7 protein-coding genes are annotated in these 13,035 nt (G+C 37.2%); 1 reads left to right on the forward strand and 6 read right to left on the reverse strand.

Features of this window, described 5'->3' with window-relative positions:
• Window positions 1-6: 6 nt before the first annotated feature.
• Window positions 7-2,307 (reverse strand): FdhF/YdeP family oxidoreductase, encoded by a 2,301-nt coding sequence (locus GQ45_RS12415; RefSeq protein WP_047418478.1) that lies wholly within the window; start codon window positions 2,305-2,307, stop codon window positions 7-9.
• A gap of 191 nt (window positions 2,308-2,498) precedes the next feature.
• Between GQ45_RS12415 and treF the strand changes: the two genes are divergently transcribed.
• Window positions 2,499-4,088 (forward strand): alpha,alpha-trehalase TreF, encoded by a 1,590-nt coding sequence (gene treF, locus GQ45_RS12420; RefSeq protein ID WP_047418480.1) that lies wholly within the window; start codon window positions 2,499-2,501, stop codon window positions 4,086-4,088.
• Window positions 4,089-4,316: 228 nt separating this feature from the next.
• Here treF and GQ45_RS12425 read toward each other — a convergent pair whose 3' ends face one another.
• From GQ45_RS12425 to GQ45_RS12445, 5 genes are all read right to left on the reverse strand, one after another.
• Entirely contained in the window at window positions 4,317-5,873 is a 1,557-nt protein-coding gene (locus tag GQ45_RS12425) for a M20/M25/M40 family metallo-hydrolase (protein ID WP_047418483.1), read from the reverse strand.
• A 63-nt stretch (window positions 5,874-5,936) separates the two neighbouring features.
• Complete coding sequence (locus GQ45_RS12430) at window positions 5,937-6,839, reverse strand: histone deacetylase (protein ID WP_047418486.1); 903 nt, start codon at window positions 6,837-6,839, stop codon at window positions 5,937-5,939.
• Window positions 6,840-6,932: 93 nt separating this feature from the next.
• A complete protein-coding gene (locus GQ45_RS12435) occupies window positions 6,933-9,056 on the reverse strand; it encodes a Tex family protein (RefSeq protein WP_047418488.1) in 2,124 nt (707 codons plus the stop codon).
• A gap of 14 nt (window positions 9,057-9,070) precedes the next feature.
• Entirely contained in the window at window positions 9,071-11,188 is a 2,118-nt protein-coding gene (gene metG / locus GQ45_RS12440; protein ID WP_047418490.1) for a methionine--tRNA ligase, read from the reverse strand.
• Window positions 11,189-11,328: 140 nt separating this feature from the next.
• On the reverse strand, window positions 11,329-13,032 hold the full coding sequence (locus GQ45_RS12445; RefSeq protein WP_047418492.1) for a DUF1501 domain-containing protein: 1,704 nt from the start codon (window positions 13,030-13,032) through the stop codon (window positions 11,329-11,331).
• Window positions 13,033-13,035: the final 3 nt, after the last annotated feature.

A 13,035-nucleotide genomic window follows, 5' to 3' on the forward strand; every position in this document is an offset into this window, starting at 1 on the left:
CTTGTTCTATGCCACTTTATGCACGGTAACTTTAATTGATTTGCTGATAGGGGTTTTGCTTTTATCTGCATAATGATTGTAAGGCACTATCGTATTCGTTTCAGGAAAATAAGCCGCTAAATTACCTAATGGGATGTTATATGGAATTACTTTAAAATTAAAGGCGGTTCGCAAGGTATCGTCATAATTACTGCAAATATTCACCACATCGAGTTTTTCTAAGTTCCATTTTTTCATGTCGGTCTCGTTCATAAAGAGTACCCGCCTTTCATTATAAACACCTCTATAGCGATCGTCTAACCCATAAATGGTGGTGTTAAATTGGTCGTGAGAACGTATGGTCATCAACATAAATTCGTTTTCTTTTAGCTGATGCTCTGGAATTTCATTAATACTAAACTGAGCTTTACCATTTGGAAGCATGCTAAAATCTAAGTTCCGCACATTATTCGGCAAATAATAGCCAACTCCTTTTGATGCCACATTGGTGTTTTTGAAGCCTTTAATAACCGTATCAATAGTATTTCTGATAAGGTTATAATCACCAGCAAGCGCACCCCAGTGTACAGAATGATTACCGTTAAAATAGGTAGTCGCCATTTCGGCAATAATATCGGGTTCGCTTTTTAGATGCTCAGAAGCAGGTTTTAAAACACCTTTCGATTGCCTAACACGGCCCATGCTATTTTCAATGGTAACAAAGCGTTCTTTACCTTCTTTTATGTCTTTTTCAGAACGGCCATAGGTGGGTAAGATCAGGGCTGTTTTTCCTGTAACCAAATGTGATCTATTTAACTTAGTACTTATTTGTACCGTTAGGTTGCAGTTTTGTAATCCTTTAGCGGTATATTCTGTATCCGAAGCAGCCATTAAAAAGTTGCCCCCCAAGCACATAAATACTTTAGCCTTACCATCATGTAGGGCTTTTAAAGTGCCAACTACGTCAAAACCCTCTTTATCTGGAGGTGTAAAGCCTAAATGCTCCTTTATTCTTTTATTCAAATCTTTATCTACAAAATGCATGATACCAACACTACGATCTCCTTGTACATTGCTGTGGCCACGAACAGGGCAGGTACCAGCATTTGGTTTTCCAATGGCACCTTTGACTAATAGGAGATTGATATATTCTTTTATCGTGGCAACCCCATTTTTATGCTGTGTTAACCCCATTGCCCAGCATACAACAATTTTAGATTTATGTGCTAAAAGTTCAACCGCAGCGTCAATTTCAGATTCAGAAACACCAGATTGTAGCACCAAACTAGCGAGATCATATTGTTCTAGATCTGCTAATAAGCTCGTGTAGCCATCGGTATAGGTTTTGATGAAGTCATGATCAAAAATAGTTTTGTCCTGTTTACTCTTATCATATAACTTTTTTAAGATGGCTTTAATTAAAGGAATATCTTCATTAATCTTAACGGGTAAATGTACATCTGCAATATCGACAGAAGCTCCAATCCAACCTTTTATTTTCTGAGGGTTTTTAAAATTAACAAGTCCTGATTCCTCTAAAGGATTTATACTAATAATTTTACCTCCATTGGCTTTGCATTTTTCTAAAGCAGAGAGCATTCGAGGGTGATTCGTTCCTGGATTTTGTCCGGCGATAAGGACCACTTCTGCCTCATATAAATCTTCTAACTTTATAGATCCTTTACCAATTCCTAAGGTTTCTCCTAGTGCTATTCCACTAGATTCATGACACATATTTGAGCAGTCGGGTAGATTGTTTGTCCCTAATGCTCTTGCAAACATGCCATATAAAAAAGCAGCCTCGTTGCTGGAACGACCAGAGGTATAAAAAATCGCTTCATCAGGAGAATCAAGACTTTTCAATTCATCACGTATCAAGTCAAAGGCTTTTTCCCAAGAGATAGCTTCATAATGAATACTGTTAGGTCTTAGAACTAAAGGTTCTATTAGCCGACCAAATTTATTTAATTCGTAATCCGTTAGCGTAGATAGTTCTTCAACGGAATGTTGTGCAAAAAAAAGGGCGTCAATATGTTTGGTCGTTGCTTCATCGGCCAGTGCTTTCGCTCCGTTTTCGCAATATTCTGCAAATTTTGAGGCTTTTTCAGGATCAGGCCAAGCGCAACTTGGGCAATCAAATCCGTCTTCTTGATTCATTTTTAACAAGGCACCCATGGCTCGTACCACCCCCATTTCTTTAAAGGAATGTTTCAAGGCTTCTTTAACTCCTAGAGGTCCTGCTGCTACCGTTACTGGAGGTGCTAATTTGATGGTATTGAAATCTTGATTACCTCTAACGGATATGTTTCTGGTGTAGTGCTGACTCATAAAAAATGGAAGTAATAAACTATTTATGGTTTATAAAGTTACCTAATTTTTTTTTTAAGGAAGAAATAAATAAGGGATAGTGGAAAATGAATATTCTTAAAAATAGTATACTTTTATCCCAACAGGTTGATTTTTGACATGGATAGTAGTATTTTTTAATTGAATTAACCCCTAATGAAATTTAAACACCTATGAGATACTATGTATTTATTTTGAGTCTACTTTTTTTGAGCTGTAAAGACACCTCAGCTAAGAAAAAAGACACGACCCTAAATTCACCAAAAACGGAAGTACAAAGGTTTAAAACTCCAGATGAACTTTTAGGACCCCTTTTTGCCGACGTACAATTAAATCAGATTTTTGAAGATGGTAAAACCTTTGTCGATTGTGTGGCAAAGTATCCTTATGATGACATAAAGGCCAAATACGAGAATACTAAAAATCATGAGAATTTTGATCTTAAAACCTTTGTTTTAGAAAATTTTGAAGTACCCATTTCCAGAGCTTCAGATTTTACCTCAGATTCGACAAAAACCGCTTTGGCTCATGTAGTTTCGCTTTGGCCTATCCTAACAAGAGAATCCGATCAACCTATTGCAGGTAGCAGCTTAATTCCTTTACCAGAAGCCTATATTGTTCCAGGTGGGCGATTTAGAGAAGTGTATTATTGGGACAGTTACTTCACCATGTTGGGCTTGATTGAAAGCGGGGAGTTTACGCTGATAGAACATATGTTAGATAATTTTTCGTACTTAATAACTACCTTGGGTCATATTCCGAACGGAAATAGAAGCTATTACATTTCACGTTCGCAACCGCCTTTTTTTTCTCAAATGGTTGAGTTATTGGCGGCTCACAAAGGAGATTCCATATATGAAAAGTATAAAGTTGCTTTACGAAAAGAATATGAGTTTTGGATGGATGGGAGTACTGCAAGTGGCACTCCAATTCGGCATTGTGTGAGTACACCTTTAGGAATTATGAACAGGTATTACGATAAAAGGGATACGCCGCGCCAAGAATCCTACCGAGAAGACTATGTACAGGTTCAAAAAGTACATGGAGGTAAAAAGATGTATCGTGACTTACGTTCAGGGGCTGAGTCGGGATGGGATTATAGTTCTCGATGGTTCGCTGATGGAGAAACGATAGAAACTATAATTACTACCGATATTATTCCAGTTGATTTAAATGCACTTTTATATGGTTTAGAGGAAGTTTTAATAAAAGCATACCAAGACGATGCGGTCTTTGTGAACCAGTTAAAAACAAGTATGCAAAACCGAATAACCTTTTTAAATGACTTTTGTTTTAATGCAACATTTGGTATTTATGAAGATTATAATTGGGTTACTCAACAACAAACCGGAGTAAAATCGTTGGCCACTGTTTATCCCTTATTTTTTAAAATGGTAAACCAAGAACAAGCAGACGATGTGGCTGCAACTATTGAAAAGTACTTTTTAAAACCAGGAGGTGTGGTAAGCACAACAAAAACGACTGGACAACAATGGGACGCTCCTAATGGTTGGGCTCCACTGCAATGGATGACTATTATCGGTTTAGAAAATTATGGTCATCACGAATTGGCGAATACCATTGCCAAACGATGGATAGCCTTAAACGAAAAGGTATATGCAAATACTGGAAAGTTTGTCGAAAAATACAATGTGGAAGATATGACCTTAGATGCCGGTGGGGGAGAATACCCAGTCCAAGATGGTTTTGGGTGGAGTAATGGGGTTTATTTAGCACTAAAGAAGCACTTGGACGTAAAATAAAACAAGTTTTGCACTCTATACCACAATTTTACAGCGATTCACATCATTTGTTTTCGTAAAGCATAAAGTGCTTATATCTTTGAAATGAGTTAGTTAATTATAATTTTTTTCATTTTCATATAGTGTTCTCGTAAAAGAGCTCGGTCTTGATTGATTTGGGCTCTTTTTAATTTAAAAAGCCCTGTAATTTATTATTACAGGGCTTTTTGTTTTTATTATTTATGCGCTCTAATCCATTTTACCACCATCTCTCTCCGGAGATCTAGTTGTAGGCCAAGTACGTGGCTCGCCAGTTCTTGAATTTATAGGTAAAACTGCTTTTTCACGAGAGGTTTTGCTGTCGTCCTCGCTTGCCATGTAGGCCATGATAGCCGTCAAAATAGCATTGTTACGTACATCGTCAAACACAATTTTGTCATAGGTATCTAAATTTGTGTGCCACGTATAGTTCCAGTAACTCCAGCTTAAAGAACTCAAAGAAAATGCAGGAGCACCAGCAGCAACAAAACTAGCATAATCAGAACCACCACCCGCTGGTGAGCCAGGGAAGCTAGTTTCTATATGCTTTGAAATATCATTAGGTACCGCATTCAGCCATTTTCCAATATAATCATAGGCATGCAAAAAGCCCTGTCCCGAAATGTTTACCACACGACCAGTTCCATTATCTTGATTAAAAACGGCTTGAACACCTTCAATAATTTTTGGGTTGTCCTCAACAAAAGCACGAGAACCATTTAAACCTTGTTCTTCACTTCCCCATAGTCCGACTAATATAGTACGCTTTGGGTTTGGGTATATTTTTTTTAAAATACGAACAGCTTCCATCATGGTAATGCTCCCTGTTCCATTATCGGTAGCTCCGGTAGCACCATCCCAAGAATCAAAATGTGCAGACAAGATAACATATTCATCAGGTAATTCAGTGCCTTTTATTTCTGCAATGGTATTAAACGTTGGTACTGTCCCTAATTCTGTAGATTCAGCAACCACTTTTAATTGTGGTTTACTCCCGTTTTCTGTTAATCGGTATAAAAGCCCATAATCCTCTAAAGAAAGGTCAATTACAGGTATACTTTTGGTGTTGGCACTGAAAATTTTGTTCGCTCCAAAACCGTTAGACCAACGCGATTGAATAATACCTAAGGCACCTGCTTTTTCTAAAGCCTGATTGATATCTCTGGAACTAAAACCTGTTTTTTTAAGGCGTTCATTCCAAGCCTTTGTCAGTTCTTCACGATCCTTTTTCATTTTTTCGAAAGATTCAGGAGTAGCAAACTCTTCCCAATTATAATCTGGTCGGCCAGTGGGTTGTACCATAGAGACTAACACAATTTTACCTTTTGCATTCGGCAACCAACGTTGAAAAGCTAAAGAATCTGTTACTTCTGGGATTAAGATGGTTTCAGCTATGATGCCTTTTTTAGGCGTGCTTGGACTCCAAGCCAATTGCATTCCGCTTAAACTCACTACACGTGGTGAAATTAGATCTACGTGGGTAATACCGCGCTGCCAACCGCGCCATTTACCATATTCTTCCATACGAGCATCAATGCCCCATTCTTTAAATTGTTCAATAGCCCAGTCACTAGCATGTTTCATTTGTGGAGTTCCAACAAGTCTCGGTCCAACAACATCCATAAGCTCGTGCGCTAAAACTTCTAATTGTGAATTGTTTGTGCCTTCAGCAATTATTTTATCTACAGTTTCAGTGGCCGTTTGGGCAATACTAAATGTGAAAGATAAAATAAAGAATGCGAGGCTACATAGTTTGTTTTGTTTCATTTTTAAGTTGTTTATAGTTCTAACTGCCTAAGATACTGATTTTACTCGGTCTAAAAAAAGCAGTTAAAAATAAATTTTTTGCGCTAATCGAAAGGTGTTGGCATGGCATTCAATAATGACTTTGATGTCTTTAGAATACCCGCCGCCCATACTACACATTATAGGAATTTTAAGATCGAAACAAGTTTTTAATACAAATTCATCTCTCGCGCTACACCCCTCTACGGTAAGTGCGAGTGTGCCTAATTTATCACTGGCCACGACATCTACACCACAGAGGTAAAAAATAAAGTCAGGTTGTACTTCATCAATTAATTTAGGTAATGTTTGTTTTAAAGTGCTTAGATATTCCTTGTCTTCTGTCCCTTTTTTTAAGGCGATATCTAAATCTGACTCCTCCTTTTTAAAAGGATAATTACTAGCCCCGTGCATGGAAAAGGTAAACACGGAAGCATCATTCTTAAAGATTTCAGCTGTTCCATTACCTTGGTGTACATCTAAATCTATTATTAGAATTTTTGAGGCTAATTTTTTAGATTGAAGATATCGAGCGCCAATAGCTTGGTCATTGAGCATGCAAAAGGCTTCACCCTTGTTAGAATAAGCGTGGTGTGTGCCACCAGCAATATTCATAGAAATACCATATTTTAGAGCATATTCACAAGCTTTCATAGTGCCATCAGCTATGATACGTTCGCGTTCCACTAAATCTTCGGTAAGTGGAAAACCTATTTTTCGAGCTTCTTTAGGGGGTATTTTTATATTTAATAGATCATAGAAATACTCCGGATCGTGTACCGCTAAAATATATTTATCATTCGGAATTTCAGGCTCAAAAAAATTAGCGGGTTCACAGGTGCCTTCATGCACTAATTGTTGGGGTAACAACTCATATTTCAACATGGGAAACCTGTGTCCTTCTGGTAAAGAATGTGTATAGATAGGGTGATATGCAATCTTTAACAATTTGGTATTTTTTGATTAAAAATAGTTTTCATAAAAAGTAGTAGTAACAAACAATGAGTATCGCATATTTTTTTGTTTGCCTAAAGCCTTACTTTATTTATGCAATTTTAATTGAATGCGTTTACGAGGTACATCAACTTCTAATACCTTAACGATTATTTGTTGTTGTAAGCTTACATGTTCATTTACATCTTTAACAAAAGAATCGGAGAGGTTTGATATGTGAATTAAACCACTTTCTTTGATCCCAATATCAACAAAACAACCAAAATTAGTAATGTTATTTACAATCCCAGGTAATAATTGTCCTTCGTGTACATCGGTAATTGACTTTATATTTTGATTGAAGGTGAAAACTTTTGCTTTTTCACGGGTATCTAAACCGGGTTTTTCTAATTCTTTGATAATATCTTTTAAGGTGGGCAATCCTATATCTTCGGTACAATAATTTTTTAGATCGATGCTTTCTAGAGCTTTTTTATTGCCAATAAGATCCTTTATAGCTACCCCTTTATTTTTTGCCATAGTTTGTACTAAGGCATAGCGCTCAGGGTGCACTGCAGAATCATCAAGTGGGTTTGTAGCATCTTTTATACGTAAAAAAGCAGCCCCTTGTTCAAAAGCTTTTCCACCTAAACGAGGAACTTTTTTGATGTCTTGTCTTGAAGTGTAAGCGCCATTTTCATTGCGATAGCTTACAATATTTTCCGCTAATTTTGGTCCAATGCCCGAAACATAACTCAATAAGGGAATGCTCGCTGTATTAATATTTACCCCAACCGAATTTACGCAGCTTTCTACCACGGTATCTAAAGATGTTTTTAATTTTGTTTGATCTACATCATGCTGATACTGTCCAACTCCGATTGATTTTGGGTCAATTTTTACCAATTCTGCCAAAGGATCAGCCAATCTTCGTCCAATAGAAACCGAACCTCGAACGGTAACATCGTAGTTAGGAAATTCATCGCGGGCAATTTTTGATGCCGAATAGATTGATGCTCCTGCCTCGCTCACGACAAAGACTTCTATAGTATTTTTAAAATGAATACGTTTTACCAAATGTTCTGTTTCTCGTGAAGCGGTACCATTACCAATGGCAATGGCTTCAATTTTATACGCATCGGTTAAAGTACTTATTTTTTTTATGGCGCCTATAGCGTCATTTTGTGGGGGATGCGGGTAAATGGTTTCATTGTGGATTAAATCGCCTTGTTCGTTTAAACAAACTACTTTACAACCAGATTTAAAGCCAGGATCAATGGCTAAAATTCGCTTTTGGCCTAAGGGAGCACCAAGAAGCAATTGTTTTAAGTTATTTGAAAAAACCTGAATCGCATCGGCATCGGCTTTTTCTTTCGCTAACTTTAAAGTTTCGTTGGCTAAAGAAGGGTAGAGTAGGCGTTTGTAGGCGTCTTCTATCGCAATTTTAAGATAGGACGTGCTCGAATTTCTAGATTTTATAATGCGCTCTTCTATTTTTTCTAAGGCAATTTCATCATTAATTTCGATTTTTACGCGGATAAACTTTTCATTTTCAGCACGTAAAATAGCCAATAATCGGTGCGACGGGCAACGGTTTAAGGCTTCGCTCCACTCAAAATAATCACGAAATTTTTGCGCTTTTTCATCGTCTTTTTTAGTGCCGATAACTTTGGTTGTTATTTGCGCTAATTTTTCAAGCTGATGGCGCAATTGGTTACGAACATCAGTACGTTCATTAATCCATTCGGCAATAATATGTTGTGCGCCTTCAATGGCTTCGTCATCGTTGACAACAGCATCATTCAAATAATCAGACGCTATAACATCAATAGCGTCATTATTTTGTGCCATGATGATTTTTGCTAAAGGCTCTAAGCCGTTTTTTATAGCAATTTCAGATTTGGTATTTCTTTTTTTCTTGAAGGGTAAATACAAATCTTCCAAAGAAGTTAGATCTGCTGCCTGTTCAAACTTTTTTTTCAGCTCAGCCGTTAACAAGTCTTGCTCTTCAACTGATTTAATAATCGCTAATTTTCTTTTCTCTAAGGCTTCAAACTGCTCTTTAAACTTTACAATATCGCCAATTTGCACCTCATCTAAACCCCCTGTTTTTTCTTTGCGATAGCGCGATATAAAAGGAATGGTACAGTCTTCATTCAAAAGTTCAACGGTATTTTGGATGCTTTTTTCGGGAAGATTTGTTTGTTTAAATAAGTACTGGACTAATGACATAGGTTATAGATAATTTAATTAATAGTCTCTCCATTCCCAATATTAGCTGCATCAGGATTTACAAAAACTAATTTTCCATCCGTATTTTCGGTCATTAAAATCATGCCTTCACTTTCTACCCCGCGTAAGGCTCTGGGAGCCAGGTTGACCAAAACCGTTACTTTTTTCCCGATGATTTCTGTTGGGGTAAAACTTTCGGCAATACCAGAGACAATAGTTCTTACATCGATCCCTGTATCTACTTTTAAAACTAAAAGTTTGTTGGCTTTTGGCATTTTTTCAGCTTCTATGATGGTCCCAACGCGTAGGTCTAATTTTGAAAAATCTTCAAAGGTAATGGTGTCTTTTTGTGGCATGATTTGTTTGTTAGCGTTTTCATTCGCTTTTTTAGTAGCTTCTAATTTATCTAATTGTATTTGTATGGTTTCGTCTTCTACTTTGGAGAATAGTAATTCAGCCTGACCAATTTGATGGTTTGCAGCGATTAAGCTGTCTTTTGTAACGATATCAGTCCATTCGAGGCTTCGATTACCATCAGCCTCCAAACCTAGGTCACTGAGCGGAGTCGAAGTGACATTTAGGTTAAGAATACCTTTTAATTTTTTAGAAGTAAATGGTAAAAAAGGTTCGCTTAAAACGGCTAAAGCAGTAGAAATTTGAAGCGCCACGAACATAATGGTTTTTACCCGATCTTCGTCTTGTTTAATTACTTTCCAAGGCTCTTCATCCGCTAAATACTTATTGCCTAAACGCGCTAAATTCATTAATTCTTGACCTGCTTCCCTAAAGCGATAGCGTTCTAGAGAGCTGCTAATAATCTCAGGATATTTTTTAATTTCAGCTAAAGTCTCCCTATCAACCTTAGTAAAACTCCCTGCAGGGGGTACCTGCCCCTCATAATATTTATTGGTTAAGACTACTACTCTGTTAATGAAATTTCCAAAAACAGCAACTAATTCGTTATTATTTCTAGCTTGAAAATCTTTCCAAGTAAAGTCGTTATCTTTTGTTTCAGGTGCATTGGCCGTTAGGGTATAGCGTAAAACATCTTGCATATTTGGAAAATCTACCAAGTACTCGTGTAACCAAACCGCCCAGTTTTTTGAGGTGGATATTTTATGCCCTTCTAGGTTTAAAAACTCATTGGCAGGCACATTATCAGGGAGAATATAATCACCTTGGGCTTTTAGAATACTCGGAAAAATAATACAATGAAAAACAATATTATCTTTTCCTATAAAATGTACCAATTTGGTGTTTTCATCTTTCCAATACGGCTCCCAATCTTTGCCTTCACGAGCTGCCCATTCTTTGGTAGAAGATACATACCCAATAGGCGCATCAAACCAAACATATAACACCTTGCCTTCACCGCCTTCAACGGGTACCGGAATACCCCAGTCCAAATCACGCGTTACTGCTCTTGGTTTTAGTCCGTCATCAATCCAAGACTTACATTGCCCGTAAACATTAGATTTCCAGTCGTTTTTATGTCCTTCTAATATCCATTTTTTTAGAAAATCTTCATACCTATCTAAAGGCAAAAACCAATGTTTCGTTTCTTTCAACGTGGGTATAGCTCCAGAAATAGTCGATTTTGGATCTATTAAATCCGTAGCATTTAAGGTAGAACCACAGTTTTCGCATTGGTCTCCATACGCTTCCTCGTGGCCACATTTAGGACAAGTTCCCGTAACATACCTATCGGCCAAAAATTGTTGGGCCTCAGGATCGTATAATTGCTCTGTAGTTTCTTCTATAAAATCACCTTGTTGATGCATTTTTATAAAAAATTCAGATGCGGTATCATGATGTATTTGAGCAGAGGTTCTAGAATAATTATCAAAGGTAATTCCGAAATCTTGAAATGATTGTTTTATAATGGCATGGTATTTATCAATAACTTCTTTTGGTGTAATTCCTTCTTTTTTTGCTTTCATGGAGATAGCCACACCGTGTTCATCACTACCGCATACAAAAGCCACATCTTTTCCTGTTAAGCGTAAATACCTGCTATAAATATCGGCGGGGACATATACTCCTGCTAAGTGCCCAATATGTATAGGACCATTCGTATAAGGGAGCGCTGCAGTTATAGTATATCGAGAAGGATTTTTAAGTTTTTCGGACATCGAATTCTGTAATTAGACCACAAAAATAAAGATTTTTTTCTCGGGATTCCGGAACATTCTTAGAAATACAAAAGCCCTTCTAAAATGTCATTTTACGATGACAAACTAAAAGGACTTTTTCGTAAGTTAAGCTGTTGTTTTTAAGAGACCATGACAGATTTACTGAGTTTTTTATCTTGAACTCTAATTCTGTAAATATATTTTCCTGTCGCTAAATATTTTGACATGCGTTCTCGAATATTTATTTCGATACTGCCTTGTGTCATCATTTCATTGTACACCGTTCCTAAATTTTGCCCAAGTATGTTGTACAATTGTATATCTACGTGTGCTGTAAATGGCATTTCTAAATAGATATGTGGCGTTTTTTCTGTAGGATAAAAAGGCTTGTGAACAATAGCATTTAAAAGTTCAGGGGTTGGATCAATAGCAATGGGGTCTTCTGGACCATCTGGAATAACAGGATCACTATCATCATAAGCGATATCATCAAAGACCTCACCACTACAATTAAAACCTAGGTTAATAGCTTTATAGGGGTGGCCTAATAGATGTAGTTCTACTAAATTTCTAGGAACACAAAGCCATTCCGCTAAAACGGTACCATACAGGTCTCTAAAATCCATGGTGTATTCTAAATTTCCTCTTTCGTTAGGGTCTTCTAAAGAGGGGTGTTCCCCTACGAAAGCACTTCCGTTTAATCCAGAACCAAAAAATAAAGTAGGTGCTGCTTTTCCGTGATCGGTTCCATTCGATCCATTTTCAAAAATTCTTCTTCCAAATTCGGAGAAGGTCATACTTAATACTTTTTCATCTTGATTGGTAAAAGCCAAATCTTCATAAAAGTTGTTCACCGCTACCGATAAATTCGTCATTAAGCGTTCATGCGCCAAAGGTTGGTTTCCGTGGGTGTCAAAACCACCCATAGAAATCATATATACTTTGGTACCTAAATTACCTTTGATTAATCTGGCAAGTAATTTAAGTTGCCGTGCAAAGCCATTATTTTGGTATTCTACTTGGTTTTGTCCTCTTTGCGCCGCATCGAAAATTTTCCCTGCATATTCTAGAGTAGTGTTTGTCATTCCTCTTAAAAATCGCAATTGATCTCCGTACATACACTGATCAAACAAACTTTCTTCTAGACTATACTGTGATCCTGTTTCGGCAATTTGTTCTAGTTGATTGATATTATTCGTTACAAACGCATAATTGGTTTCTTGGCCTTCAAAAACTAAATTACCAAAATTTCCTATTTGAATTGCTGCTGGTGCCTCAGGTGGATTTATTAAATAATCAGGATATAATTCTTCAAAATGGCGACCCATCCATCCGGTTGGTTCTCCTGAGAATCCCGTAGTATTTAGATCGATATTTGCAAAAATATCTGAACCTGTAAAATGCGATAAACTTTGTCCTTGGTAGCCCACACCGTGTACGGCCTTAAATTGGCCTTCGCCCCATAAGGGTTCTAAAGGTTTCATATAAGAAGGTACCCCAAAGTCATCTGTTAGTTTTAATATTTTACTTTCTGGTATATAAATATTAGGACGTGCGTTGGCATACAATTCATATTGTTGAATGGGGATCACCGTACTAAGTCCGTCATTACCGCCATTTAAACGTATTAATATTAAAATATTGTCGGTTTCGGCCATACTGATAGCTGCGGTAAGCGGAGAAGGCGCTGAAGCTGTTAAGTATTGACTACCAAGAAGCATACTTCCTGAACCTGCAATTCCTAGCGCTTGCAAAAAGGAACGTCTACTCCATGCTTTATGCTCTAAGTCATGACCTTCATGTTCTTTGCCTTTATGGGGTGATGAATGGTGGGTATCGCACATAAT

The organism is Cellulophaga sp. Hel_I_12 (genome assembly GCF_000799565.1).
GTDB lineage: Bacteria > Bacteroidota > Bacteroidia > Flavobacteriales > Flavobacteriaceae > Cellulophaga.